Annotated in this window: 23 protein-coding genes and 2 pseudogenes; 13 read left to right on the top strand and 12 right to left on the bottom strand. The window is 58.3% G+C overall.

Going from position 1 to position 25,341, the window contains the following annotated elements; all coding sequences use genetic code 11:
• Positions 1 to 95: 95 nt before the first annotated feature.
• From AB9K35_RS01765 to AB9K35_RS01725, 9 genes are all read right to left on the bottom strand, one after another.
• Positions 96 to 476 (bottom strand): DUF3768 domain-containing protein, encoded by a 381-nt coding sequence (locus tag AB9K35_RS01765; protein WP_009827032.1) that lies wholly within the window; start codon positions 474 to 476, stop codon positions 96 to 98.
• A gap of 126 nt (positions 477 to 602) precedes the next feature.
• Positions 603 to 2,774, bottom strand: a complete 2,172-nt coding sequence (locus AB9K35_RS01760; RefSeq protein ID WP_009827031.1) for a ParB/RepB/Spo0J family partition protein — start codon at positions 2,772 to 2,774, stop codon at positions 603 to 605.
• A 165-nt stretch (positions 2,775 to 2,939) separates the two neighbouring features.
• A protein-coding gene (locus tag AB9K35_RS01755) for an IS3 family transposase (RefSeq protein WP_369924169.1) occupies positions 2,940 to 4,066 on the bottom strand; the annotation gives its coding sequence in 2 pieces (ribosomal slippage) (positions 2,940 to 3,820 and positions 3,820 to 4,066; 1,128 coding nt in all).
• 204 nt (positions 4,067 to 4,270) lie between these two features.
• The gene (locus AB9K35_RS01750; protein ID WP_007120589.1) at positions 4,271 to 4,729 is read right to left on the bottom strand and encodes a thioesterase family protein; all 459 of its coding nucleotides are present in this window, start codon (positions 4,727 to 4,729) and stop codon (positions 4,271 to 4,273) included.
• A gap of 73 nt (positions 4,730 to 4,802) precedes the next feature.
• The gene (locus tag AB9K35_RS01745; RefSeq protein ID WP_232272173.1) at positions 4,803 to 5,684 is read right to left on the bottom strand and encodes an AraC family transcriptional regulator; all 882 of its coding nucleotides are present in this window, start codon (positions 5,682 to 5,684) and stop codon (positions 4,803 to 4,805) included.
• A gap of 52 nt (positions 5,685 to 5,736) precedes the next feature.
• Positions 5,737 to 6,939, bottom strand: a complete 1,203-nt coding sequence (locus AB9K35_RS01740; RefSeq protein WP_088672647.1) for a CaiB/BaiF CoA-transferase family protein — start codon at positions 6,937 to 6,939, stop codon at positions 5,737 to 5,739.
• Positions 6,939 to 8,093, bottom strand: a complete 1,155-nt coding sequence (locus AB9K35_RS01735) for an iron-containing alcohol dehydrogenase (protein WP_017467063.1) — start codon at positions 8,091 to 8,093, stop codon at positions 6,939 to 6,941. Before AB9K35_RS01735 ends, AB9K35_RS01740 begins: the two co-directional genes overlap by 1 nt.
• A gap of 18 nt (positions 8,094 to 8,111) precedes the next feature.
• A complete protein-coding gene (locus tag AB9K35_RS01730) occupies positions 8,112 to 9,272 on the bottom strand; it encodes an acyl-CoA dehydrogenase family protein (RefSeq protein ID WP_369924166.1) in 1,161 nt (386 codons plus the stop codon).
• Positions 9,273 to 9,287: 15 nt separating this feature from the next.
• The gene (locus tag AB9K35_RS01725; protein ID WP_369924165.1) at positions 9,288 to 10,082 is read right to left on the bottom strand and encodes an IclR family transcriptional regulator; all 795 of its coding nucleotides are present in this window, start codon (positions 10,080 to 10,082) and stop codon (positions 9,288 to 9,290) included.
• A 171-nt stretch (positions 10,083 to 10,253) separates the two neighbouring features.
• Between AB9K35_RS01725 and AB9K35_RS01720 the strand changes: the two genes are divergently transcribed.
• Entirely contained in the window at positions 10,254 to 11,708 is a 1,455-nt protein-coding gene (locus tag AB9K35_RS01720; RefSeq protein WP_232272174.1) for an NAD-dependent succinate-semialdehyde dehydrogenase, read from the top strand.
• 8 nt (positions 11,709 to 11,716) lie between these two features.
• A complete protein-coding gene (locus AB9K35_RS01715) occupies positions 11,717 to 13,756 on the top strand; it encodes an FAD-dependent oxidoreductase (RefSeq protein WP_369924164.1) in 2,040 nt (679 codons plus the stop codon).
• Here AB9K35_RS01715 and AB9K35_RS01710 read toward each other — a convergent pair.
• Together AB9K35_RS01710 and AB9K35_RS01705 are read right to left on the bottom strand one after the other, a co-directional pair.
• Positions 13,744 to 14,492: pseudogene (locus AB9K35_RS01710) on the bottom strand (IS5 family transposase); the annotation flags it as partial. The gene AB9K35_RS01715 and the pseudogene AB9K35_RS01710 sit on opposite strands and share 13 nt — an antisense overlap.
• Before the next feature lie 324 nt (positions 14,493 to 14,816).
• Positions 14,817 to 15,844 (bottom strand): annotated as a pseudogene (locus AB9K35_RS01705) (IS110 family transposase).
• Between the two features lie 287 nt (positions 15,845 to 16,131).
• On the opposite strand from AB9K35_RS01705, the gene AB9K35_RS01700 reads away from it, so the two are divergent.
• The 8 genes from AB9K35_RS01700 to AB9K35_RS01665 all read left to right on the top strand — a co-directional run bounded on the left by AB9K35_RS01700 (position 16,132) and on the right by AB9K35_RS01665 (position 23,378).
• The gene (locus AB9K35_RS01700; RefSeq protein ID WP_017468330.1) at positions 16,132 to 17,034 is read left to right on the top strand and encodes an alpha/beta hydrolase; all 903 of its coding nucleotides are present in this window, start codon (positions 16,132 to 16,134) and stop codon (positions 17,032 to 17,034) included.
• A 115-nt stretch (positions 17,035 to 17,149) separates the two neighbouring features.
• Complete coding sequence (locus AB9K35_RS01695) at positions 17,150 to 18,787, top strand: flavin-containing monooxygenase (protein ID WP_369924163.1); 1,638 nt, start codon at positions 17,150 to 17,152, stop codon at positions 18,785 to 18,787.
• 51 nt (positions 18,788 to 18,838) lie between these two features.
• Positions 18,839 to 19,615, top strand: a complete 777-nt coding sequence (locus tag AB9K35_RS01690) for an SDR family NAD(P)-dependent oxidoreductase (RefSeq protein WP_369924162.1) — start codon at positions 18,839 to 18,841, stop codon at positions 19,613 to 19,615.
• Between the two features lie 76 nt (positions 19,616 to 19,691).
• Complete coding sequence (locus AB9K35_RS01685; protein WP_369924161.1) at positions 19,692 to 20,450, top strand: electron transfer flavoprotein subunit beta/FixA family protein; 759 nt, start codon at positions 19,692 to 19,694, stop codon at positions 20,448 to 20,450.
• Positions 20,450 to 21,376 carry an FAD-binding protein gene (locus tag AB9K35_RS01680; RefSeq protein WP_009827022.1) on the top strand — a complete coding sequence of 309 codons (927 nt, stop codon included), beginning with the start codon at positions 20,450 to 20,452 and terminating at the stop codon, positions 21,374 to 21,376. Before AB9K35_RS01685 ends, AB9K35_RS01680 begins: the two co-directional genes overlap by 1 nt.
• Positions 21,373 to 22,572, top strand: coding sequence for a 3-oxoadipyl-CoA thiolase (gene pcaF / locus AB9K35_RS01675; RefSeq protein ID WP_369924160.1), 1,200 nt, complete (start codon positions 21,373 to 21,375; stop codon positions 22,570 to 22,572). Before AB9K35_RS01680 ends, pcaF begins: the two co-directional genes overlap by 4 nt.
• A gap of 342 nt (positions 22,573 to 22,914) precedes the next feature.
• A complete protein-coding gene (locus AB9K35_RS01670) occupies positions 22,915 to 23,112 on the top strand; it encodes a helix-turn-helix transcriptional regulator (RefSeq protein WP_236628223.1) in 198 nt (65 codons plus the stop codon).
• A 65-nt stretch (positions 23,113 to 23,177) separates the two neighbouring features.
• On the top strand, positions 23,178 to 23,378 hold the full coding sequence (locus AB9K35_RS01665) for a hypothetical protein (RefSeq protein WP_037210192.1): 201 nt from the start codon (positions 23,178 to 23,180) through the stop codon (positions 23,376 to 23,378).
• On the opposite strand, the gene AB9K35_RS01660 is transcribed toward AB9K35_RS01665, so the two are convergent.
• Positions 23,372 to 23,950, bottom strand: a complete 579-nt coding sequence (locus tag AB9K35_RS01660; RefSeq protein ID WP_040181322.1) for a hypothetical protein — start codon at positions 23,948 to 23,950, stop codon at positions 23,372 to 23,374. The two genes, AB9K35_RS01665 and AB9K35_RS01660, sit on opposite strands and share 7 nt — an antisense overlap.
• A gap of 132 nt (positions 23,951 to 24,082) precedes the next feature.
• On the opposite strand from AB9K35_RS01660, the gene AB9K35_RS01655 reads away from it, so the two are divergent.
• The 3 genes from AB9K35_RS01655 to AB9K35_RS01645 are packed head-to-tail and all read left to right on the top strand — an operon-like array spanning position 24,083 to position 25,332.
• Positions 24,083 to 24,397 (top strand): hypothetical protein, encoded by a 315-nt coding sequence (locus tag AB9K35_RS01655; RefSeq protein WP_040181319.1) that lies wholly within the window; start codon positions 24,083 to 24,085, stop codon positions 24,395 to 24,397.
• Positions 24,357 to 25,034 (top strand): lytic transglycosylase domain-containing protein, encoded by a 678-nt coding sequence (locus AB9K35_RS01650; protein WP_369924159.1) that lies wholly within the window; start codon positions 24,357 to 24,359, stop codon positions 25,032 to 25,034. The genes AB9K35_RS01655 and AB9K35_RS01650 overlap by 41 nt, the downstream gene beginning before the upstream one ends.
• A 16-nt stretch (positions 25,035 to 25,050) precedes the next feature.
• Positions 25,051 to 25,332 carry a TrbC/VirB2 family protein gene (locus tag AB9K35_RS01645; RefSeq protein ID WP_040181317.1) on the top strand — a complete coding sequence of 94 codons (282 nt, stop codon included), beginning with the start codon at positions 25,051 to 25,053 and terminating at the stop codon, positions 25,330 to 25,332.
• Positions 25,333 to 25,341: the final 9 nt, after the last annotated feature.

Genomic DNA, 25,341 nt, shown 5'->3' with positions numbered 1-25,341 from the left:
CGGACGCGATCATCGCGCCCCTTGAAACCCGCCAGCCCGAAAGGACCGCCCTTTATGCAAGGACGGCCCGGGGCGGCGATTGGGGGTGGAGGGCGTCAGTATTCCGACGGGAGAAGCAAGGTCAGCACGCGACGCGTCTGTTTCGGGTCGGAAGGCTCAGGCGAGCCGTACTGATAATCGACGTCGTACAAGTCGATCTTGAACCAAACCTTCGTGCCATTGAATTCGATGACCCCCATCTCGTGCAATCCCTGCGGGTCACTGTCGGCATTGAAGGCGTCGAACGCGGCAACGCGGCGTGTGAGTTCCAGTTGTGCGTCGGGTCCAAGCGCGGCGACGCCACATGTCATCACAAACTGTCCCTGCGGGGCATCGGCAACGGAAGGATTGCCGAGGATGGAATTGCGAAACGCGTCATTCTGCGCGGCGATGCGTGCGGCTTCCTGAACAGGATCGAGGTCGAGTCTGGTGGTCATAGGATGTCTCCGGGACGGGCCAGCCGATCCGATATCGGCTGTCGGCAACCCGTCAGCCGGAAAGAGCCGCCCTCGATGTGAGGGCGGCCCAAAGCTCATGTCGTGATCAGGTCGGTGTTCGCTTCGTCAGGCCGCATCTCCGCTAAGGAAGGCGGGCAAGGACGATGGTTCATTGCTCTCCGCCTCGGCCAGAGCGTCTGCGGCAGGCACGTCGCCTTCCTCCGCCTCGGGCGCATCGCCAATCATTTTGGCGTCGGCCTCCGCCGCACCGGCAAACACCATCCCGTCTGGCAGCCAGCGCGTTGTCTTTGCTGCCGTCGCCGCGTCGAAACCTTCCGTCTCGCCGGCCGTTTCCGCGAAAGCGCGCTCCATCGCGGCTGCGAGATCGCCCTTGCGTTCGCGATTGCGATCCTCGGCGTAATCATCGCCGATGAGCTTGCGCGCCGTGGCCACCGCATGCCCCTTGTTGACGCGACCCCAGTAGTTCTGGGCACTCGGGCGCCAGCAGGCCGCCACATCGACGTCGAGCCGCGCACCAATCTCCTCAATGATGTGGGAGGGGCGATTGTCAGAGGAGAGCTGCGGCTTGACCGCGAGACCCGTCGCCCAGGCGAAAAGCGCCTGCTTGTCCGCAATGGGCAGGGCCGACATCGCCCGGAAGTCATCGGGTTTCTCCAGCTTCATCCAGTCGGTGGCGAGGTCCTGCTCCAACGCCTCAAGCATCTTCTGAGCGACGGTGTCCGCATGCAGCACCTCGCGGTTTTGCGCCTGGAAGGGCCGGATGGAGATATCGAGCGCCTCGTTGTTGTAGGACCGCCCCAAAGCCTGCTCGCAGAGCGCGTAGAGCATCGCATCGAAAGCCACCTCGAAATCCGCCGCCAGATGCGCCCGCAGGATGTGCTGACGCGTGGCGCGCAGATCGTCGGCCAGGCTCGCCGAAATCCCGTCCGCCTTGCGCAACGTCGCGGCCGGGTCGGAGCTCGGCACCGGCGTGGAGGAGGTCGGCGGCGTCACCTGTGGGCGGGCAGGGGAGGGAGCGCCATCCGGATCTGCGGTGGTATCGTCCGGTTCGGGCGCAACAGGAATGTCCTCGGGCCGCACCAGGCCTTTCTCGACGCGCAACACCCCGTCATGGCCGATGGTCAGGACTACACCGGCGATAGCGCGATCTGCCTCGGCATAGGGTTGCCGTTCGCGCTGCATGGCTTCAATTTCGCGCAAACGCGGCTCGATGGCGTAGTATTCTTCGGTCTCCGCGTCGGTCCAGTCCTCCCCGTCGTTCTGCGCCGCCAATTCTTCCTCACGCGCGATGAGACGTTCCTCCTCGGCCAGCATGTCCGCATCCGGTTCGATGTCCTGCGGATAGACCCGCCCGAAACTGCGAAACGCGCCATAATCCACCGAAAGATGCACTTCGACCCATTTCCATATCCCTTCGAAGGGTTTGGCCGCAGCCTGCAGTTTCTCAATGGCGAGACGCTCCAAGAGGTCGGGGTTTTCCATATGAGCGGTTGCCCGGTCGTCGAAGAGATCCCGCAGCAGAACCCCGCCCGCCGCCTCATACGCCTCGATGCCGACAAATCGACCAATTGCCGAGTTCGCCGAATGTGCGGCCCCGGTCAGCTGACGTTTGATGCTCTGCGGATGGATGTGATAGCCGCCCTTCACGGCGTTCCAGACCGCGAGCTGGCGGTCATGGTCGTCGGTCAGCGTGAAAGCCATCACGCATTCGAGGGTCAGATCACCGGCACGAAACTGCTCGATGATTTCGGGTGCGACACGGGCGAGTTTGAGGCGACGGCGCACCAGGTCGACGGAGACGCCGAATTTGAGCGCAATCTCGTCTTCGCTGCGACCCTCGCCGATCATCTTGTCGAAGGCCTCGAACTGGTCTGCCGGATGCATCGCCGCGCGCTGGAGGTTTTCTGTGGCCGAGGTAAGGATGGCGTTGCGCTCGTCCTCGACAAGGCAGGGCACTGGATGATCAGCGGGGATCACACCGTCCTCGGCGAGTTGTTTCAGCGCCTTGAGGCGACGACCGCCTGCGTCGACGGCAAAACGTGTCTCGGAAAGTGCGTGAACCACCAGGTTCTGCTTGATTCCCGTCTCGCGGATGCTCGCAAGAATCTCGGCATCGTCGCTGGCGCTTGCGGCCACCTTGCGGACGTTGAGTGGGCTCGGCTCCAGCTTGTCGAGCGGGATCATCCGGATGTCGGCACCGCCGTCAGGCGCGGCCGATCCAACGGCTTCGGTCTTTTTTGAGGTGGTGGGATTCGGGCGGGTCGTGGTCTTGGCCATGGTCAGGGTCCTTGTCTCGCCGGACCCGGATGAGCCTCTCTCTATCCTTTCAAGCCCGGCACCCGGGCTTCCCTTTCTCTGGCTTTCACTGTGCGTTGACGTGTGAAGTGGTCCCATCTTTTCGGACAGGTTTGCAGCGTTTCTAAGGTGTATCGGGTTTAGGTTTCATGCTGCGTGTCGCTCTTCCAAGCCTGCCCAATATGCGTCGTCCGGCGTCTGCCGATCAAGCGCGGAATGGGGTCGGCTGGTGTTATAGAATGCCATCCAGCCCTTGATGACACGACGGGCCCGGAAGCCTTCATTGATTTCTTCGAGATAGATGGCCTCCTGCTTCAGGGATCGCCAGAGGCGTTCGATGAAGATGTTGTCGAGGTAACGCCCGCGCCCGTCCATCGAGATGCGCACGCCCGCCTCGGTCAGCGTCGTGATCCAGGCCGATCCGGTGAACTGCGATCCCTGATCTGTGTTCATGATCTCAGGCGGGCCGTACCTGGCGATGGCCTCGCTCAGTGCTTCGACGCAGAAGTCGGCGTGCATCGTGTTCGACAACCGCCAGCTCAGCACCTTGCGCGTCGCCCAGTCCATGATTGCCACCAGATAGAGGAAGCCATTTCTGACTGGCACAAAGGTGATATCGGCGCACCAGACCTGGTTCGGTCGGTCAATCACCATCTTCCTCAGCAGATACGGGAAGACCGGGTGCTGAGGATGCGGCTGGCTGGTTCGTGGGCGCTTGTAGACCGCTTCAAGACCCATCTTCGCCATCAATCGCCTGACGCGATGGCGGCCAACAACAATGCCTTCCCGGCGCAGATAGGCCGCGATCTGGCGCGACCCGAAGAATGGGTATTTGGTGAACACCCGGTCGATCTCTTTCATCATCGACAGCGTGTCGGCGTCGATCCCGGCGGGCGTGTAGTAGAACGCCGACCGGCTCAGGCTCACCAGCTTGCACTGCTGGCTGATGCTCAGCTTGGGGTGATCCCGGTTGATCATCGCGCGTTTCTTTCCAGGGCTCATCGCTTCAGCCCTTCCGACAAAAAATCGTTCTCGACCGCCAGCCTCCCGATCTTGGCGTGAAGTTCCTTTACTTCCGCCTCGGTCGGGCCGCTCTGCTTGCCACCCGAGAACACATCGGCCATGCCCTCGATGGCCTGCCGCTTCCATGTGCTGACCTGATTTGGGTGCAACTGATGCTTCGCCGCGATCTCCTGCACGGTCTTGTCGCCACGCAGCGCTTCCAACGCCACCTTGGCCTTAAACTGATCTGTAAAGTTCCGGCGCTTTGCCATGTTCGTATCCCTTCAAAGGTTCGGGAAACACCTTAGCTGACTGTCCGGTTTCCTGGGACCACTTCAGACCTCATCCGCTGACCTTCGTCTCTGGCCGCGGCTTTTCAAAATGCCATTCTTGAAGGCCAGATAGAAATTTGCACTCGGTCACACGCAAACGGGGCGAAAAACCTCTTTGATTACAGGCGGCAACCTCAAAGGTTGCTAGCTCACTGTTTGATTTTCCGAACCCACTTCCGCGAGCAAAATCTGCCGAATTGAGCTTTCAATTTTGACTTTTCCAAATGTTGAAGCATCTCGGAAAACTGACTTCGTTTCGCATTCGAAGCAAATCAAGTCATGCTGACGGCCGACAACTTTTAGACCAACTGAACTTTCCCCGACATGGACCACATAGACCTCGCATGCTAGGTTCGCGCCTGCTTTCACCGGCGCATGGAATTGTAGGTCCATAGAGACAAAAGGCATGGCCGTGTTTCTTTCCGTGAGTAGAAAAAGCCAGCCCCGGCCTGAAAGCAAATCGTCCCAGAAAGTCTCGATCGCTTCCAGCGCGAAATTCGTGATCCGGCCAGTAAAGGCGATTCCCAGCTGGTCACAGTCGCCAAAGAAAATCCTGCGTTCGAAGGCAAATCGTGGTTTAAATTCTGTTTCTGGTACATTCATTGCAGCGTTACGGGCTCAACATTTCTTTGTCTCTGGTGCGTGACAGCGATAGGAAGGAATAGTTTTCCGGTAATTATGCCATGCGCCGGAATTCGGCGGGGGTCGCGCCTGTCATTTTTCGAAAAGTTCGACTAAAATGACTCTGATCTGCAAAACCGCAGTCAAGCGCGACCACTTTCAGGGGGGCATTACCCTTTCTCAGCATCTCCTGGGCCTTCGATATTCGCTTGCGCAAAACATATGCATACGGTGCCAACCCAAACTCCGCCTTGAACTGACGCGAAAAGTGAAACTGGCTGAAACCGATAGATGCGGCCATGTCTTCCAGACTGAGGTTTTCACCTAAGCAGCTTTCAACGAGATCGATGATTCTCTGCCTTTGAGCAGGGCTGAAGTTCGAGTTTGCGTCGCTGGTCAAAGAGACCTTGGCGTACTGACGCAGAAGGTGAACGGCGATCTGGATGCGCAGGGCGTCGATGATCAATCTCTGGCCGATTCCACCGTTCTTTAGCTCATTCTCTAGCAATTGGATGCAGTTCAGGATACAGGGGTCCTTCGCAGACAGACAATCATTGATCTCAATGGACTTCGGGTCACGATCAAAGACCGAAAGGGCCGTGTTTTCGAGTTCACTGTGACTGAGATAGACGTGTCTAACCGTGATAGGCTCGGACCAACTCCAAGTGGATTCCTCTGCACGCGTGAGCAAGGAAATCCTACCTTTCTCTACGCGCGCGCTTTGCCATGGGCCGCCACTCGTGCGGCGCATAGTGGTTGGCGCGCCATCATATGCAACAATCATATAGTCGCGCATGGGGGGAATTGCCGCGTCTTGTCGCTCATAACGATAGCCCTTCAGGGTAATGCCGTTCCAGTTGCACCCGGAACTGTCCAACGTAGTCGTGCCGGGAATCCATTCGGGTATCCGGTCCGGTGATATGAGCAGTCTTTCCATCTTGGCCTCCCTGAACTTTTTCACGATCGTCCGCTTGAGCTGAAATTTCGGCTTAGGTCGTCTCGCGCATCCGCGGTTCTTCTCGAACGATATTCGCTTGAGTCAATCTATCGATTTCAGCTTCTGTCAGTCCAGCCTCGCTAAGCAACTCCCTACTATGCTGCCCGAAGCGAGGCGGTGCCGCGCGAACCGCTCCGGGGGTACGCGACAAGCGTGCTGGCACGCCGGTGCCGCGGTAGGTGCCAACTGATACCACCATGCCGCGATGTCGGGTGTGTGGATGCTCCAACGCTTCATTCACATTCCGAACGACTCCGGCGGGAATCCCAGCTTTCAAAAGCACCGGCTCAAGTTTGAAGGCGTCATGTTGCACCAGGCACTCTGACAAGACCTCTGTCATCTCTGACCGATGCGCAAGACGCGCGGCATTGTCGGCAAATCGTGGATCGCAGGGCACCTCAGGTAGGCCAAGCACGTCACAGAGTTTTGCGAACTGACCATTGTTACCGATAGCCAGATAGAGTTTGCCATTACTTGTTTCGAACATGTCGTATGGTACGATATTTGGATGCCCATTGCCGGTCGCCATTGGTATCTGTCCGGACATGAGGGAATTAGCCGCTTGGGGATGCATCATGCTGATCGCGCAATCATATAGCGGCACTTCGATGGCTTGGCCCAATCCGGACCGGCCCCGTTCCAAAAGTGCGGCGAGAATAGCGTTACAGGCGATCAGACCGGTGCCGATGTCCACGATGGGCGTACCCATGCGTGTCGGGCCTTCGGAGGGATTGCCGTTGATGCTCATGAGGCCCGTCATAGCTTGTACCACGGCGTCATAGCCGGGAAAACCGCCAAGTGGGCCATCGGAACCAAATCCAGTCACGTGGCAGAGTACCAGTCTAGGAAAACGTGCCCTGAGAACATCATCATAACCAAGCCCCCATTTTTCAAGAGTACCAGACTTAAAATTGTGAACTAAAACATCCGCATCCTGAAGAAACCGCAAAATCAGGTCGCGCCCTTCCGGTTGCTGCAGATCGATAGCGATGGACCGCTTGTTGCGGTTGGCGCCAGAGAAATAGGCGCTGAGTTCATCATTGAAAGGCGGGCCCCAACTGCGGGTCTCGTCGCCCAGAGGCGGCTCCACCTTGATGACCTCAGCGCCATGATCCGCAAGCATTTGGGTGCAGTAAGGCCCGCCCAGCACGCGGCTGAGGTCGACCACCTTGATCCCGTCCAATGAGCCAGCCATCAAAGCGCCTCCTGATAGAGGCGCGACACATCTTCGGCTGTCATGTCGCGCGGGTTGGTCTCCAGCAATCGCGTGATACCGGTCACGACCTCATTAGCCATTCCGGGAATGGCTGCCTCGGTCACTCCGACACCAGAAAGTCGAGACTCAAGTCCGCTTTCGACTAGCATCCGTTCCATCTCGTCGATCAGGCCATAGGCCGCAGCCGCATCAGAGTTGAAAGGCCGCGAGGGCAGTAGTAACCGCGATAGACGAGCATATTCAGCTTCTGCAACGGGCATGTTGAACCTCATCACTGGTCCTGCGACCAGAGCGTTTGCGTGCCCGTGAGGAACTTTGAAACCTGTTCCCAGTGGGTATGACAAGGCATGAATCGCCCCCACGCTGGCATTAATGAAGGCCATCCCAGCCAGTGTCGCCCCCAACAGCATGGCCTCTCGCGCTGACAGGTCCGAAGGCGTTTCCATGACGATTGGTAAGTTCTGACCGAGAAGCACCAGCGCTTTGTCCGCCATTCCATCGGAAATGGGATTCTTTCTGGTGCGACTGGTTACTGCCTCAATGGCGTGAACCATTGCGTCTAACGCCGTGGCCGCTGTGATGTGACGAGGCATTCCCAATGTTAGCTTTGCATCTAGCAAGGCAACGTCAGGCAGAAGCTGCGGTGCATATACCGCTTTTTTTTCGTGGCTTTCCGAAGTCAGCACGGACACCCATGTTACCTCTGATCCGGTCCCTGCCGTGGTTGGCACCTGGATCAGTGGCAAGCGTTTATCGGTGACCTGATTGATCCCGATCATGTCCGTAATCGGTTGATCGTTGGCTACCGCCGCTGCGATGACCTTGGCCGTGTCCAGTGAACTGCCGCCGCCAAGTCCGATGATTCCGTCAGCACCAAAGGCCCGCGCGACCTCTACCGCGGCCTCGACGACAGCGATCGGGGGGTCCGCTTCGACTTTATGAAAAATCTCAACCTCGATGCCAGCAGCCCTAAGTGCGGCGGCTGCCTCGTCCGCAAAACCACAGGCCAATATGCCCGGGTCCGTCACGACCAGCGCACGGGTGCAAGACAAATCTTGCATCAGGCTGCCGATCCGGCCAAGCCCACCGCTCTCGCAGACGATCCTCGGGGTGGAAAGGAAATTGAAGTCCATAGTTTGTCTTCGCTCCTGTTAAGCTGCTGCAGTGCGGATCATATTCCGCGCGATCAGTATTTGCTGAATCTGGGTTGTCCCCTCGTAGATGCGGAAGAGACGCACATCGCGATAGAAGCGCTCGACCGCATATTCGGCCATGTATCCTGCACCGCCGTGGATTTGCACTGCGCGATCGGCCACTCGACCTACCATCTCACTGGCAAACATCTTGCAGCAGGCAGCATCAGTCGACACGTTCTGACCAGCGTCCTTGCGGCGTGCTGTTTCTTCGATCATGCAACGCGCTGCGAAGGCCTCGGCGCGACTGTCAGCCAGCATGGCTTGGATCAGTTGCTTTTCAGCGATGGGTTCACCGAATTGTTTGCGTTCCATCGCATAGGATAGGCTGTCACGGATCAGCCGTTCGGCGGCGCCCACACAGACGGCAGAAATATGCAGTCGGCCCCGATCAAGGACTTTCATTGCCGTTTTGAAGCCCTTGTTCAGACGGTCCGGCCCGCCGATGATGTTCGAGGCAGGCACGCGGACATTGTCAAGGATGACGTCGCATGTGTGCGAACCCTTCTGCCCCATCTTCCTGTCAGGCTGGCCAAGCGTTATGCCCGGCGTCCCTGCCTCGACGAGAAAAGCGCTTACGCCGGCAGAACCTTTCACCTCTGGACTGGTCCGGGCAAAAACCGTGAATAGATCGGCACGCGGCGCATTGGTAATGTAGCGCTTCGTGCCGTTCAGTAGGAAATCGTTTCCATCACGCCGCGCAGTGGTGCGCAGACCGCCAGCATCCGAACCAGCATCTGGCTCGGTTAGGGCGAAGGATGCGATCATATCTCCGGAGGCGAGAGCTGGTAGATACTTCGCCTTCTGCTCGTCGGTTCCATCGATGATGATTCCCTGCGAGCCGATCCCGTTGTTTGTGCCAACTAGCGACCGGAACGCAGGCGAAGCCTGGCCAAGAACGAAAGCGGCTTGCACTTCCTCTATCATCGACAAGCCAAGCCCGCCGAAATCCTCCGGGATCGACATGCCGAAAAGGCCCATCGTGCGGATTTCATCGACCAGCATCGGCGGAATCACATCCTCGTCGGCGACGCGATCCTCGTAAGGGATTAGTCGCTCTTTCACGAAGCGGTCGAGCGCGTCGAGAAACTGGGAAAGGGTATCTTTATCAAGGGCCATGATGCTCTCTATTGTTCAGGGTGCGACCGCCGCAACGCGGCGGACAAGATCGACAAGGCGGTGCGCGACGTCGCTTTCGATCCAGTCGCGCGTAAGGGTTTGCGAAGGGCCACCGCAGTTGAAGGCAATAATGGGTGAGCCGTCCTTCGGCACGAAGGGCACCGCTACAGCGTTCACATCACGTTTCCACTCCGTGAAGGACGTGCAGTAACCGTGCTGTTGGTAGTCTTCGATAGCTGCTTCGATTCCGGGCTGCACATTCGGCCAGTTGTCGCCTTCATGTTCCTCCACAAGGGCCAGAATTCTGGCCCGCTCATCCGGGTCGTGCGCCGCTATGCAGGCGCGACCAACCGCGGTCGTGGCCAGTTTAATATGGGCACCAACCTCGATCGCCAGCGTGACGGCATTAGTGCCCTTGCACCGCTCCAGATAGACCATCGATAGCCGGTCACGACTGGCCATGGCCACCGGCATGCCTGTGTAATCAGCCAGCTCCTGCATAAAGGGCTTCGCCAGTTGCCGCAGCGGAATCCCTGCAAGGCAGGAGAAACCCAACGAAAGCACTGGAGGGGCCAGTCGATAACGTGCTGTATCCGGGTCGTAGCTGAGGTATTCCAGCTTGTTCAGTGTATAGGCCAGCCGGGAGACCGTCGATCTGCTCAGGCCAGTGCGCTCGGCCAACTCACCGTTCCCCAGAGCCTCCCCTTCCCGCCGAAAGGCCCGCAACAGCTCCAAGCCGCGCGCCAACGCCGTGACAAAATCGCGATCCTGTTTCTCGGCATCCTTGGTGCGGTCTTTCCTTGGTCTCACGATATCCCTCCTCGGAAAGAATTATGCGTCTTGAAACACACCTAAACGATCGATAACGTCCGAGTCAATACTGCGGTAAACTTTCCCGCTATGCGGAAAATTAAGGTCGTCCACCTAGTCCCATTCGTGCCGGATCCTGCGGATGACACAACTAAGCGAGGGCATAATGCCATGAAAGAAATGAATTATCCGACCATCCAGCACCTCATCGGACGAGACTGGATCGCTTCTCCCACGCCAGAGGATCGTGCAGTCATAAACCCTGCAAACGGGCAAACTATCGGACAGATTCCGCAGGCTAGCGCCGCAGATCTAGACCATGCGGTTCACTCGGCCGAATCAGCTTTTCGCCGATGGAAAAACAGCTCTCCCATGGAACGAAGTGCGATTTTGCGGCGGTTTGCCGACCTGCTGCGCCAAAATGACAGACTGATCGCTGGCTGGATCACTCTCGATGAAGGCAAGCCGCTGGCTGAGGCTTTGGCTGAGGTCCGCGCCTCGGCTGACCACGTTGACTGGCACGCCGAGGAATGTCGGCGCATTTATGGGCGCATCATTCCATCACGCAGCCCGCGGGTACAGCAGCTTGTCGTGCGCGAACCGATAGGCGTCTGCCTTGCCATCACGCCTTGGAATTTTCCGCTGAGCCAAGCGGTACGCAAGGTCGCGGCGGCGCTTGCGTCAGGTTGCACGATGATCTTAAAAGCCCCGGCAGAGGCTCCGGCGGGTTGCATGGCAATTGCTCGCTATCTGCTGGATGCAGGATTGCCCGAAGGCTGTCTGAACCTTGTCTGGGGTAATGCGGCCTTCATTTCGGAAACTCTAATTGCGCGCCCCGAGGTGCGCAAAATCACCTTCACCGGTTCGGTCGAGGTGGGCAAGCATCTGGCAGAATTGGCTGGCCGCCATATGAAGCGGGCGACGATGGAGCTCGGCGGTCACGCGCCCGTATTGGTGTTCGACGACACCGATGCCACGGCCGCGGCGCGCGCCTTGGCGGTCAACAAGCTGCGCAATGCAGGCCAGGTGTGCATCGCCCCAACCCGGTTTTACGTACAACAAGGCATCTACGATCGATTTCTGTCCGAACTAGTTTCAGCATTTGAGAGCGTAAAGGTGGGCGCTGGTTTAGCCGAAGGCACGCAGATGGGACCATTGTGTCATCGCGGACGCGTGAATGCGATGGAAAAGCTCGTCGAGGATGCCCGCGAAAACGGCGCACGGGTGTTGACGGGAGGCAAAAGGCTTGGAAATCATGGTAACTTCTATGCCCCGACAATCGTCGATACGCCCAACGACGACATTGACTTGATGCGCGAAGAACCCTTCGGCCCGATTGCTGTCGTCTCGTCTTTTCGTGACATAGAGGACGGACTGTCGCGGGCCAACGGGCTACCCTTCGGGCTGGCGTCCTATGTCTTTACCAATTCGTTAGAGCGTGCAGATAAAGCAGCTGCGGGTTTGCAGGCAGGTATGGTAAGCATCAACCAGTTCGGCCTCGCTCTGCCCGAGACTCCGTTTGGAGGCGTGAGAGACAGCGGCTATGGGACTGAAGGCGGGACGGAAACCTTCGAAGGCTATCTCATTACCAAATTTATCTCGCGCAATCGCGCGCCAGTGCTGTGAGGATGCCCATGCCTGTTGAATTAAGCTTCTCAAATGACGCAGCAATTCTGACCATAGACAATTCGCCGCTTAACCTAATCAACGCGGAGGTTCGGGCTGGAATACAACACTGTATCTTCAAAGTCCTCGAAACTGGGGCTACCAGGCTGATTATCACCGGCACAGGAACGACCTTCGTCGCGGGCGCGGATGCGAAGGAATTCGGTAAGTTGCCTGTTGATCCACAACTAAATGATGTGCTGATGCAACTTGCACACCTCCCGATTCCTACTATCGCAGCAATCAACGGGGCTGCGCTTGGTGGGGGACTAGAGATTGCTCTGGCTTGCTGCTATCGCATCGCCTCAACTTCTGCCAAACTGGGCTTGCCAGAGGTAAACTTGGGGATCGTGCCTGGCGCAGGGGGAACCCAAAGACTGCCGCGACTTATCGGTATTGAAGCTGCGCTTGACATGATTGTCACCGGGAAGGCTGTTTCCGCCGAGCAGGCACTGAAAATGGGACTGATCCAGCTGCTAGCCGATGACCCGCTTGGCGCGGCCATAGCTCTCGATGACGATGTACTTGAGGCGGCACAGGCACCCGACAATCTTCCTTCACCAAAGCCAAACCACGTCGCAGCGGAAGTCGCCCGAGCGCATGTAGCGCGGCGTATGCCTGGCCAGAATGCCCCGCAGGTTGCGGTGAACCTAGTCGCGACCAGTGCGACGACGCCGCTGCACGACGCACTAGCCAGCGAGCGCTCTGCGTTTTTGGACCTTCGTACCTCGGATCAGGCGCGGGCCCTTAGGCACGTTTTCTTCACCGAGCGTACCGCAACCAACAAGGGGCGCGCCTACCCCCGACCTTCCCGAGATGCTGAAACCGCCATCGTGGTCGGTGGTGGCAATATGGGCGCAGCTATTGCGTACACGCTGGCGACCGCAGGGATCTCGGTGACTGTCGTCGAACGTAGTGCCTCGTCCGCCGAGTGGGCCAGTAAAAACCTGCAAAAGCTGATTGATCAGGGTATCAGTCGCGGTATTCTGTCCGTCGATGCGGCAAAGACGGTTGAAGACCGGCTGGTTACGGTCTCAGGCTATGACGCTCTGCCACCAACCGATCTAGCAATCGAGGCGGCCTTCGAGGATTTTGCGGTTAAGACCGCGATCCTGACCGAACTCGAAGGCGCACTGCCACCCGAGACCATCATTGCCACAAACACATCCTATCTCGATGTAAATCGGCTCTCTGATGGGTTGAAACACCCGGCACGCTTTGTAGGGATGCATTTCTTCAGTCCTGCGCATATTATGAAACTTCTGGAAGTCGTCAGGAGCGACCGAACGTCAGACGATACATTAGGTGCAGCATTTGTGCTGGCGCGCAGGCTTGGTAAAATCCCGGTACTGTCTGGTGTTTGCGATGGCTTCATCGGAAACCGAATTTTGTCTAGCTACCGTCACGCCGCTAATCGCCTTCTGGTGAAGGGGGCTATTGTCGACGAGATCGACGCGGCTATGCGCGGATTCGGTATGGCGATGGGTCCATATGCTGCACAGGACATGTCGGGGCTGGACATCGCCTACGCGAATATCCGTCGCAAGGCCGCTGCAGAAGGGAACTGCTGTGGTCACGTGCCCTTGGTCGAGCGGCTGGTCGAAAAGCACAAACGCCTAGGACGCAAATCGGGCGCCGGATGGTACGACTATGGGCCGGACGGCAAACCCTCACCTTCGGAGCTGGTCGCTAGCGAAATACTCCGTGTCTCAGAAGAAATGAACTTCACTCGCCGGGAGTTCTCAGCTGACGAAATCGTAGAAAGGCTCTTGCTCGCAATGGTGGCGGAAGCCTGCGATATCCTTGACGAAGGCGTCGCAGAAAAACCGCAAGACATCGACCTAGTAATGATTCACGGCTACGGATTTCCCCGCTGGCGGGGAGGCCTGATGCACCACGCCAAAAATATCGGCAAGGATCGGTTGGCCGCGCTCTTTAGCGCGCTTGTCAGAGAGGATCCTTGCGACTGGAGGGTGCCTCGTAATTTAGAAAGGGTTTTCGCGACCTGACGGTCAAAGTCCCGCGCCATAAGGCGCTGCCCCAGCAACTTAACACAGTGCATCTTCGTCTCGACGCGGCTTAGGCGGTGATGGTCTTCCAAGACTTTGCGTTCTTACCTGGTGGGATAACGGCGTGGACGCCACGGTCCGCAATCGCGTCCTGGCATTTTCGTGTGTCATACGCACCGTCAGCCGTGACACTGCTGGTCTGCCGGGATCTGTTCAAGAAGGTTGGGTAACACTGGAGCGTCACCGATGTGGCTCCCGGTGATCTGAACAGCGCGCACTTCCAACGTTTGCTCGTCGATCCCGAGGTGGATCTTGCGCCAGACCCGTCGCTTGGGGCCGCCATGCTTGCGGGCATGCCACTCACCTTCAAGCTTGATCCCCGTGCTGTCCACCAACAAGTGCAACGGCCCTTTGGAGCCGCGATACGGGATGTTCACGGCCAGGGTCTTCTGGCGCCGGGACAGGGTGCTGAAGTCGAGCACCGTCCAGTCGAGACCGATCAGCCGCAACAGGCTCTCGACGAACCCGGTCGCCTGTCGCAAGGCCATGCCGAACAGGACCTTCATCGAAAGACAGGTCTGGGTCGCGGCGTCGCTGTAACTCTTCTGCCTGTCGGCACGGCCTCCCAGCTCATCTCGGGGTCAAACCAGATCGTCAGCGAGCCACGGCGCTTGAGCGCTTCGTTATAAGCGGGCCAGTTCATGGTCTTGTATGTCGGGGTTGTCGGTCTGCTCATGCACCTCAGCTACCACGCTGGATTCATAAGATGAGTCCGACACGGGATTTGTGCATGCATGCCCCCATTGGTGCAAGTGATTTTTTGAACGGCGCGAGCGTGTGATCGGGTGCGGTCATGTATCAGGCCTCTGTGTGCGGCGCTGATGTAACCGCGGGCCGGTATGGCGATGCGCGGACCAGAGGCATATCAACAAACCGAGCTCGGTGGCTCCTGCACAAATGCTGCTTTCTCTGACCCGGATCTGATCGATCCTTTGCCCTTACTTTTCAGTGACCTCCTCACACTCCCAACTTACCGGGACGTCGTGGCATGCCGTCTTCGCTATGCCATCGCCGCCACCGGATTCCGGTAATCCTCTTGTTTCATTATGATGGCCCAGAGGCCACGCGCCATCTTGTTGGCCAGCGCAATCGCGGCGACCCATGCGCGGCTTGCGGGTTAGTAGGCGTTTCAGCCAGCCATTATTCGGTGTGTCAAACCGCTCGACAGCCTGGAGGACAGCCATAGCGCCAGAGACCAAGAGTGTCCGGAGTCGCGCTGTCGCATCTTCGAGGTCTTCCCGAGCCGGGCTTTGCCGCCCGTCGAGTGCTGCTTCGGCACAAGCCCAAGCCAGGCGGCAAAATCGCACCCGCGCCGGAAGGTGGCCAGGTCACGGGCAAATGTCTCGATCGCAAGCGCCGTGACAGGAACCACGCCCGGCATGGTTTGTGTTCGGCGCACCAAGTCGGCTTTCTTGGCGGCACATCGCATCTTCGCGTCAAGCTCTGCAACACGCGTATTCAGCCCCTCAATCTGCCCCAGATACATCCGGCCGAGGTCACGAACCTCAGCATGCAGCGCGGTGTCATCACCTGCGATTGCGTCCGCGAGTCGCTTGAGATGGGCAGGCCCGCGGGCCGCGACCAATCCGTGTTCGGCGAGGTGGCCGCGTAAAGCGTTGATCATCTGGGGGCGCTGGCCGACAAACATCTGCCGCGTGCGAAACAGCATGGCACGGGCCTGCTGATCTTCCGTCTTCACTGCGAAAAAGCGCATGGTTGGACGCAATGCAGCCTCCAAGATGGCCTCTGCATCGGTCGCATCATTCTTCTGGCGTTTGACGAACGGCTTCACATAGACCGGCGGTATCAACCGCACGTCGCACCCCAGCTTCTCAAATTCGCGGCCCCAGCCATGCGCCGTGGCCACGCCTCCATGGCGATCATGCATTTGGGTTGCTGTGCCACGAACGCGAGAAACTGGCCTCGTGAAAGCTTTTTGCGAAACGCGACTGACCCATCATTGTACGCACCATGCAACTGGATAACGCGCTTTGCCAAGTCGACACCGATAATTTTAATTTCGGACATAGATGCTCCTTCCTTCTGTGATGGCTTTTAACGCTCATCATAGTGGCACATTGCGATGCCGTCGGGAGGGGGTATCCACGCCATCAACAGAGCCTAGTAACGGGCATATCTGCCTCACGACAGGCTGAGCACGATCATACTATTTCCAAAGCAGGATTGTTCAATACATGGCGCATTTTTCGCCCTCACTCTGAGATAATTGGCGTATGCCGTTGACCGTTTGACGTCTTCGAGATTGGCGACGTCAGTTGGTGGCTTTGCCAAATGTTATGCTTGGGAGGATAAACATGGAAATCAGTAGAGAAGCCGATACGCTGCGGGCGCTTTATCAGAATTGGACCGATCAGATGGTCGAGAACCCAGACCTGACGATCGCGAACCTGCGCAGCATGTTCGATGAATGGGGGCAGCCCGCACTAGAGCCGGAAAACGTTAGCTACAAAAGCGATCATGTCGGAGGAGTTGAGGCTATCTGGGCCCTACCAGCCGGGGCAGATACCTCGCGTGTAATTGTTTACACTCATGGTGGCGGCTTTGCCGTCGGCTCAGCCGATAGTCATCGAAAAATGGCAGGGCACCTCGCTAAGGTGCTTGGGGTTACGTCGGTGATCCTGCACTATCGGCGCGCACCCGAGCACCCATTTCCGGCGCAGATCGAAGATGCAGTAGCCGCATACAAAGCGCTGCTGGATAAGGGTTTCAAGGCAAGAAATATTCTGACGGCTGGCGACAGTGCTGGCGGCAATCTTGCCATCGCCAGCGTGCTGAAGTTACGCGAACTTGGGTTGCCACTGCCCGGAGCGGTCATCGCCTATTCGCCCTGGCTCGACATGGCGATGCGCGGGGAAACACTGGAAACCAACGCGGAAACCGATGCGCTAGTCGGCAAACCGATCCTCGAAGCGATGGCGGGGATGTTCCTCGGTGAAGGCACGGATCCGCTTAATCCGTTGGCCAACCCGCTGGAGAACGATTTCACCGGTTACCCGCCGCTCTATATCAATGCCGGAGGGGCCGAGACGCTTAAGAGCGATGCCGAACGGTTGCACGAAAAGGCCAAGGCACAGGGCGTAAACGTGACCCTGTCTATCGTCGAAGGCATGCAGCATGTCTTTCCCGCGCTTTCGGGACGCGCGCCCGAGGCAAACGAGGAACTTGGTCGCATCGCCGCATGGTATCGGGCCCTCTGAGACCTGTACTCGCACTGCATTGCGGTGCGGTGCGAGACAAACCCCTACGAAACATTCATCTAGCATCTCACCCGCAATCTGCGGGGCGGAGCGGTCTTACTCTGGGAGGAGTGATATGAACATTCAGACTGAGAATACTAAAACGGTCGGAGCGGATTTTGACGCAGTCGTCATTGGCGCGGGCTTCGGCGGGCTTTACGCTGTCCACAAACTTCGCAACGAGCAGGGACTGAACGTCCGGGGCTATGACAGCGCCAGTGACGTTGGCGGCACCTGGTGGTGGAACCGATATCCCGGTGCGCTGTCAGACACGGAAAGCTATGTCTATCGCTATTCTTTTGACAAAGAGTTGCTTCGAAAAGGCCGCTGGAAAACCCGGTATCTGACCCAGCCCGAGATCCTCGAATACATGAACGAGGTAGCGGATCATCTCGATCTTCGACGCAGCTACAAGTTCGACACCAAAGTGGATGGCGCGCACTATAATGAAAAAACCGGTCTCTGGAACGTGATCACTGATAGTGGTGAGACAGTTACCGCAAAATACCTTGTCACTGGCCTCGGTCTCTTGTCCGCAACGAATGTTCCAAAATTCAAGGGCATCGATGATTTCAAAGGCCGTATCTTACACACAGGTGCCTGGCCCGACGGCGTGGACTTGAGCAACAAACGCGTGGGCATTATCGGCACCGGCTCGACGGGTGTTCAGGTTATCACTGCAACGGCACCAATTGCAAAACACCTGACTGTTTTTCAGCGCTCTGCACAATATGTCGTGCCGATTGGGAACACCCCGCAAGACGATGCTACCATCGCCGAGCAAAAGGCGAACTACGATAATATCTGGAATCAAGTGAAGAATTCTGTTGTGGCCTTCGGCTTCGAAGAAAGCGCCGAACCCGCCGAAACCGCCTCGCCCGAGGAACGGGAGCGGGTCTTCGAAGCCGCCTGGCAGCGCGGCGGTGGTTTCTATTTCATGTTTGGCACCTTTTGCGATATTGCGACCAGCCAAGTGGCCAATGATGCGGCCGCTGACTTCATCAAGGGCAAGATCAAGCAAATCGTGAAGGACCCCAAGGTCGCAGAGAAACTGACGCCGAAGGACCTTTACGCCAAGCGCCCGCTTTGCGGAAACAACTATTACGAGGTCTACAACCGAGACAACGTGACCCTCGCCGACGTGAAGGCCGATCCGATCGCAGAGTTCACTCCGAACGGCATTCGTCTCGAAAGCGGCGAGGAGCATGAGCTTGACATCGTAATCTTTGCCACTGGTTTCGATGCGGTCGACGGCAATTACGTCAAAATGGACCTCCGCGGACGCGGAGGCGTGACCATGCGCGACACTTGGAAGGAAGGCCCACTCGGTTACCTCGGCATGATGGAGGTAGACTTCCCTAACTTCTTCATGATCCTTGGCCCTAATGGCCCCTTCACTAACCTGCCCCCCAGCATTGAGACGCAAGTTGAATGGATCGCTGACACGATTTGCGCAATGGAAAAAGAGGGGGTTCAAAGTGTGGAGCCAACCGTGGAGGCGCGCGACGCTTGGGTTGGCACCTGCCGTGAAATCGCCGACATGACACTCTTCCCCAAAGCTGAAAGCTGGATCTTCGGCGCAAATATCCCCGGAAAGAAGAATGCAGTAATGTTCTACATGGCCGGGATTGGCAATTACCGAAATGCCATTAATGCAGTGAAGGAGGAAGGTTATACATCCCTGATCCGCAACCGCACTGCCGAGAAGGTGTAAAGAATTCCGCCGGGCATCAAGAATCCCCGGCGGAACCAATTAAATTTGTTCATGAAAACTAGGGAGAGAGATTTGGGAAGGGTATTCGGAAAAGTCGCACTGGTAACAGGTGGAGCGATGGGCATGGGAAAAGCCCATTGTGAAACGCTGGCACGTGAAGGCGCGCATGTATTTGTAACCGACCGTGATACGGAAGCGGGTGAAAGCGTAGTAAAAGGTATCATTGGAGCCGGAGGGAAGGCGGAATTCATTCAGCATGACGTGACGCTTGAAGAAGATTGGAAGAATGTCATCTCCACGGTGCAATCAAGTGCTGGTCGACTTGATGTGCTAGTGAACAACGCTGGCATTCTCATTCTGAAGCCGCTCCACGAAACCTCGCCTGACGAATTTGACATGACGATCAACGTCAATGTACGCGGTGTTTATCTCGGTATCCGAGCCGCGGTTCCATTGATGAAAGAGACCGAAAAAGCATCAATTATCAATATTTCTTCAATCTATGGGATTGTTGGTGCCGCTTCGGCGGGAGCCTACATTGGATCCAAAGGCGCCGTACGGATGTTGACCAAATCCTGCGCAGTCGACCTGGCCGAAAGTGGCATACGCGTGAATTCGATCCATCCCGGTGTCATCGATACTCCCATGACAAAAGATCTGCTACACGCCGACGAAGAGACCCGGCAGGCAATTCTGGGGGCCACGCTGCTCAAGCGGCCAAGCAAACCTGAAGAGGTTTCGAATGCGGTCCTGTTCCTCGCATCGGATGAGTCATCGTTCGTTCACGGAGCAGAGATTGTAGTAGATGGCGGTTATACTGCGAATTGACAGGGACCCATCCCGAGTAACGGCTCGGAATCCGGGCCGTTACTGCCATTGCAAATTTCCAAGACGATAAACGCCAATGAAAATAATTGCACCTATAAAACACCTAATTGATTACAACGTGAAGGTTCGCGTTAAGGCGGACGGTAGCGGAGTTGATCTCGCGAATGTGAAGATGTCGATGAACCCGTTCGACGAGATTGCGGTCGAAGAGGCGATCCGGCTGAAGGAAGCGGGCAAGGCGGACGAGGTTGTCGTCGTCTCGATCGGCGTGAAGCAGGCGCAGGAAACGCTGCGCACGGCGCTGGCGATGGGCGCGGACCGGGCGATCCTGGTTGTGGCCGCCGATGACGTGCACCAGGACATCGAGCCGCTGGCGGTGGCCAAGATCCTGAAGGCCGTGATCGACGCCGAGGCGCCGGGCCTGGTGATCGCGGGCAAGCAGGCGATCGACAATGACATGAACGCCACCGGCCAGATGCTGGCGGCGCTGCTGGGCTGGGGCCAGGCGACCTATGCCTCCGAGGTCGGGATCGAAGGCGATCATGCCGTCGTGACCCGCGAAGTGGATGGCGGGTTGCAGACGATCAAGGTCAAGCTGCCGGCGATCGTCACCGCCGATTTGCGCCTGAACGAGCCGCGCTATGCCTCGCTGCCCAACATCATGAAGGCCAAGAAGAAGCCGCTGGATGAGAAGACCGCCGCCGATTACGGCGTCGATGTCACCCCGCGCCTGGAGATTGTGAAAACCGCCGAGCCCGCCGCACGGTCGGCAGGCGAGATGGTCGGCTCGGTCGACGAGCTGGTGTCGAAACTGAAAGAAAAGGGGATCGTGTAATGGCTGTTCTTCTCCTTGCAGAAATCGCCGGTGGCGCGCTGGCGCTGGACGCCACCGCCAAGGCGGTGACCGCTGCCAAATCGCTGGGCGATGTGACCGTTCTGGTTGCGGGCCCTGCTGCTGCGGGTCAGGCCGCGTCGCAGATCGACGGCGTGGCGAAGGTTGTGGTCGCGGATGACGCGGCCTACGCCAACGGCCTGGCCGAGCCGGTCGCCGATCTGGTGGTCAGCCTGGCAGGCAATTATGAACATATCGTTGCTCCCTCCACGGCAAGCGCGAAAAACATCCTGCCGCGCGTTGCGGCGCTGCTGGATGTGATGGTTCTGTCGGACGTGACGGCCATCCTGGACGGGTCCACGTTCGAGCGCCCGATCTACGCGGGCAACGCGATGCAGACGGTAAAGTCCAACGATTCCAAGAAGTTACTGACCGTCCGCACCACCGCCTTCGACGCGGCTGGCCAGGGTGGCTCGGCCGCCGTCGAGGCCATCGCAGCAGCCGGCAACGCGGGCCTGAGCGCCTGGGTCGAGGACAAGGTCGCGGCGTCGGATCGTCCGGAACTGACCTCGGCCAAGGTCGTGGTCTCGGGCGGGCGCGGCGTCGGTTCCGAGGAAAATTTCGCGATTATTGAAGCACTTGCGGACAAACTGGGTGCTGCCGTCGGCGCCTCGCGCGCGGCTGTGGACTCTGGGTTCGCACCGAACGACTGGCAGGTCGGCCAGACCGGCAAGGTCGTGGCGCCCGAGCTGTATATCGCGGTCGGGATTTCCGGGGCAATTCAACACCTTGCGGGGATGAAGGACAGTAAGGTCATCGTCGCCATCAACAAGGACGAAGAGGCCCCCATCTTCCAAATCGCCGATTACGGCCTCGTCGCAGACCTCTTCGACGCCGTCCCGGACCTGACAAAGGCACTCAAAGAATGACAAACGTCTATATCTGCGATTACATCCGCACACCAATCGGTCGCTATGGCGGCGCGCTTTCTTCTGTGCGAGCCGACGATCTTGGCGCAATCCCACTCAGGGCCTTGGCCAGCCGAAACCCGGGGCTAGATCTAGCGACCATTGACGAAGTGATTTTTGGCTGCGCCAACCAAGCGGGAGAGGACAACCGTAATGTTGCTCGCATGTCGCTTCTACTAGCTGGATTTCCGGATTGTGTACCGGGGACAACAATGAATCGGTTGTGCGGGTCGGGCATGGATGCGATAATCACGGCCGCCCGCGCTATCAAATCAGGAGAGGCCGATCTCATTGTCGCAGGTGGTGTGGAAAGCATGTCGCGTGCTCCGTTTGTGATGCCAAAAGCTACAACAGTATTCTCGCGCGAGAATAGTGTGGAAGACACCACCATCGGCTGGCGCTTCGTCAATAGACTGATGAAGAGCCAATACGGCGTCGACAGTATGCCTGAAACGGCCGAAAACGTGGCTGAAGTCTTCGGCATCAACCGCGCCGACCAAGATGCTTTCGCCCTACATTCCCAGCAAAAGGCGAGCGTTGCTATGGCGAACGGTCGTTTGGCCCGTGAAATTGTCCCGGTAGAGATTCCTCAGCGAAAGGGGGAGCCAAAGATCGTCGTACAGGATGAACACCCTCGCGCGAGTACGACTTTGGAAGCGCTCGCCCAACTGAAAACTTTCGTAAAAGCGGATGGCACGGTAACCGCAGGGAATTCTTCGGGCGTGAACGATGGTGCCGCAGCATTGATCCTTGCCACCAGCGACGTCGCAAAAAAATTTGGCCTCACACCGATCGCAAGGGTCTTGGGCGGCGCAACCGCGGGCGTCGCACCGCGCATCATGGGTTTCGGGCCGGCACCGGCGTCGGAAAAGCTGATGGCGCGACTTGGACTGAAACAAGAAGACTTCTCGGTAATCGAACTTAACGAAGCCTTTGCTTCGCAGGGTCTGGCCACACTACGGCACCTGGGGATCGCGGATGATGACGCCCGCGTGAACCCGAACGGCGGCGCTATTGCTCTCGGCCATCCGCTTGGCATGTCAGGTGCCCGCATCACTGGTTCAGCGATGCTGGACCTCAAACCTGGAGAAAAGTCGTTATCGACCATGTGTATTGGCGTGGGACAGGGGATTGCAATCGCGCTCGAAGCTGTCTGAGGTGCCGCGACAACCACAAAACTAACATAAGTTCTCTTATGCGACTTTTGGCCGACCCCAAATTTCCCTGTAGAATTCGTCCTCTCGAACCTCCCTGTGGACGACCGACTGGCGGCACCGGAATTGCCGGTGCCGCCCTTTTCCGAAAGAACGATTGAACGGCCCAGAATGTTATCGAGACGGATCATCCCGTGACCTGCGTATCGGCAGGCATCCCATTCCGGCGATCTCGCGCCGTTCCAAGATTTCTTCTCCGCGCCTCCGAATGTAATATATATCGCGTGGCGATATTTCGCGCAGCGTGTCCGTTTCGCGGGCATGAACTTGCGGGACCGTGTAGCATTGAACATCCAAGACTTGAGACGCGCCCGCGGCCTCAGCCAGGAGGAGCTTGCTCATCGGGCCGACGTGAGCCGCGGCCATATGGGCAAGGTCGAGAACGCCAAGTTCGCGGCCTCCCTCGACCTTCTCGAACGCATCGCCAAGGCGCTCAATGTCGACCCCGAAGAACTCTTCGCGAAGCGCAAGTCCGTTTCCTGAGGCTTTGATCCCGCCACCCAACACGAAAGACAGAACGGCAAGAACAGTACGAGTGGCGCGGATACATGGCGAAGAGAAAGACAGGCTGGCCTTTCCAGGAAGGGTTTCTGAACGACGGTGCGCAGGAGATTCACCTGTTCACCGATTACCGTTGGAATGATGGCTCGGTGAGCCGCCGCTGGCATGTCGATCCTGATGGCTATGATACCTGCCTTGCCGAGCTTCGCCCCATTTCGCTGAAGGCATCGGGCGATCCGAATCAGTAGGAGAACCACTCCGAGTGGCCCATGTTGCCCTCGTAGTCGCCGTATTCGACCATGATGCTGCGGGAATAGAAGTGCCATAGGCCTCCGCTGGTCGGGTAGGCGATTTCCTGCCCGCTTTCGGAGACGAATGTCGCGGGCCAGGGCGTGTGGGAACCGTAGACCCGCTGGATGTAGCGGCAGGTCCGGTTTTCGCGATCGCAGGAGCGGATCGACCAGTCCCACTGGCGCGGTTCGTCGCGCGGCTCGTAGGAGCGCCCGGTGAACCAGATCACATGAGTGCGGTTCAGCCATTCATACTCCGGCAAGTTTGTATCGAGCTCGCCCTCTCCGCCGGGCCCACCCAGCTCGACCGGCACATGGGCAAAGGTGCAGACCCCGAAAGGCGGCAGGCTCGGCCAGGGTGTGATCCGACGAATCATCGTGCGATAGGCCCGCGCGCAGACGGCACTCGGTGGGAAACCACCCGCCATGCAGAGCATGATGGCGCAGTCGATATCATAGGCCTGCGCCTTCACCGGCACCCCAAGAGCACCAAACACCCCGATTATCGCCGCCATCGCCTGCCGTTTCATGTCACTCTCCCGCAAAAGTTGCGGCAACTATCGTGCAATTTGTTTTTTTCTGCAATATGTCGTATTGACTCTATATGTCTTTATGGCCTTAGTGTCGTGAAGTAGAAGGGCTCTCGTGGGGAGAGTCCGAACATGCCGATAGCGCGCAACCAGATCCTGATCACCATCGATGGTGTGAAAGACCTTCAAGAAGAAGGCATCGCGTTCCGCTGCCGGTATGAACTCGTAGGGTTCACGGACGATGGCAAGCCGCGCTACCAGTGCATCTACCTGCGCGCGGGCGAGCCGGAAGCCATTCTGGTCTCGACCCGGATCACCCCACACGGACCTGAGCCGCGGTATTTCAACATATGGCCGGGGCTCTTCAAACATCATCTCGAGTTCGGTGACGGGCGCGATCTGCGCTTTGGTCCTGACTACAGCATCACCCTCGAGGAGCGCGGCTGACGTCATCGCCTTCGGTCGCGACGGCACGGCCCGGACCTCGGGCTGGACTTTCCACGGCGCGAGGCCTGCCTGGGCGGGGCTGGATGATAGCGCTGAGGCCGAAGTGGTTCTGGCCTCGCTGGTCGCCACGCCGCCGTCCGGACGCGACGACATCCTCTCCCTGATCCGGACGACTGCTGATCGCCATCAGGGGAACCGTGCCCTGCGCCAGGTTAATCTGCGCGCCAACGACTGGCAGGTCCTGTTCCGAGCACTGGTCGAGGCCGAAAGCAGCTACAACCCAACTGCCGTCAGCCCCAAGGGCGCCTATGGTCTCGGCCAGCTGATGCCAGACACGGCCCGCGGCCTCGGAGTCGATCCGCGCGATCCCTCCCAGAACCTCGATGGCGCGGCGCGCTATCTGCTCGCGCAGCTCGCCACGTTCAAGGACATCGACCTGGCGCTCGCAGCCTATAATGCCGGGCCGCACCGCGTGATCGAGTATTCAGGCGTCCCGCCTTTCACCGAGACCCGCGACTATATCGCGCGCATCCATCGGATCCGGTCCCGGCTGGCAGGTAAGCCTGTTTCCGCTCCGGACATCCGCGTCGCAGACGGTGTTCCAGCCCGCGCGCCCGTCCTCATCGATCTTCAGTAAAACAAGGAAACTTCGCATGCTCCGACATCGCCTCAGCCGCCTCTTGCCTGTCGCCACAACCTTGGCGGCTTTCGCAACGCCAGCCCTCGCGCAAGACTTGTCACCGATCCAGACCATGCTGGAAACCGTTGAGGCTGCCCTGACCGGTCCGATCGGGATCGCGGTCGCCACGCTCGCGGTCATCGGCACCGGTTTCATGTGCATGATGGGGCGGCTCAACTGGGGCTGGTTTGCCTCGGTCATCATCGGGATCGTGCTGATCTTCTCGGCCGGCACCATCGTTGACGGCTTCTCCTGAGATCCGAGT

The organism is Leisingera sp. XS_AS12 (assembly GCF_041224635.1).
Classification (GTDB): Bacteria; Pseudomonadota; Alphaproteobacteria; order Rhodobacterales; family Rhodobacteraceae; genus Leisingera.
This window is presented reverse-complemented; position numbering and strand designations above follow the sequence as displayed.

Excerpts from the sequence above, each read along its gene's own strand:
- AB9K35_RS01685 (WP_369924161.1), top strand. The coding sequence starts at position 19,692 with ATGAAAATAATTGCACCTATAAAACACCTAATTGATTACAACGTGAAG.
- AB9K35_RS01735 (WP_017467063.1), bottom strand. The coding sequence starts at position 8,093 with ATGGACTTCAATTTCCTTTCCACCCCGAGGATCGTCTGCGAGAGCGGT.
- AB9K35_RS01740 (WP_088672647.1), bottom strand. The coding sequence starts at position 6,939 with ATGGCTGGCTCATTGGACGGGATCAAGGTGGTCGACCTCAGCCGCGTG.
- AB9K35_RS01655 (WP_040181319.1), top strand. The coding sequence starts at position 24,083 with ATGCCGATAGCGCGCAACCAGATCCTGATCACCATCGATGGTGTGAAA.
- AB9K35_RS01765 (WP_009827032.1), bottom strand. The coding sequence starts at position 476 with ATGACCACCAGACTCGACCTCGATCCTGTTCAGGAAGCCGCACGCATC.
- AB9K35_RS01695 (WP_369924163.1), top strand. The coding sequence starts at position 17,150 with ATGAACATTCAGACTGAGAATACTAAAACGGTCGGAGCGGATTTTGAC.
- AB9K35_RS01645 (WP_040181317.1), top strand. The coding sequence starts at position 25,051 with ATGCTCCGACATCGCCTCAGCCGCCTCTTGCCTGTCGCCACAACCTTG.
- AB9K35_RS01730 (WP_369924166.1), bottom strand. The coding sequence starts at position 9,272 with ATGGCCCTTGATAAAGATACCCTTTCCCAGTTTCTCGACGCGCTCGAC.
- AB9K35_RS01660 (WP_040181322.1), bottom strand. The coding sequence starts at position 23,950 with ATGAAACGGCAGGCGATGGCGGCGATAATCGGGGTGTTTGGTGCTCTT.
- AB9K35_RS01745 (WP_232272173.1), bottom strand. The coding sequence starts at position 5,684 with ATGGAAAGACTGCTCATATCACCGGACCGGATACCCGAATGGATTCCC.
- AB9K35_RS01750 (WP_007120589.1), bottom strand. The coding sequence starts at position 4,729 with ATGAATGTACCAGAAACAGAATTTAAACCACGATTTGCCTTCGAACGC.
- AB9K35_RS01760 (WP_009827031.1), bottom strand. The coding sequence starts at position 2,774 with ATGGCCAAGACCACGACCCGCCCGAATCCCACCACCTCAAAAAAGACC.
- AB9K35_RS01700 (WP_017468330.1), top strand. The coding sequence starts at position 16,132 with ATGGAAATCAGTAGAGAAGCCGATACGCTGCGGGCGCTTTATCAGAAT.
- AB9K35_RS01665 (WP_037210192.1), top strand. The coding sequence starts at position 23,178 with ATGGCGAAGAGAAAGACAGGCTGGCCTTTCCAGGAAGGGTTTCTGAAC.
- AB9K35_RS01715 (WP_369924164.1), top strand. The coding sequence starts at position 11,717 with ATGCCTGTTGAATTAAGCTTCTCAAATGACGCAGCAATTCTGACCATA.
- pcaF (WP_369924160.1), top strand. The coding sequence starts at position 21,373 with ATGACAAACGTCTATATCTGCGATTACATCCGCACACCAATCGGTCGC.
- AB9K35_RS01680 (WP_009827022.1), top strand. The coding sequence starts at position 20,450 with ATGGCTGTTCTTCTCCTTGCAGAAATCGCCGGTGGCGCGCTGGCGCTG.
- AB9K35_RS01690 (WP_369924162.1), top strand. The coding sequence starts at position 18,839 with ATGAAAACTAGGGAGAGAGATTTGGGAAGGGTATTCGGAAAAGTCGCA.
- AB9K35_RS01720 (WP_232272174.1), top strand. The coding sequence starts at position 10,254 with ATGAAAGAAATGAATTATCCGACCATCCAGCACCTCATCGGACGAGAC.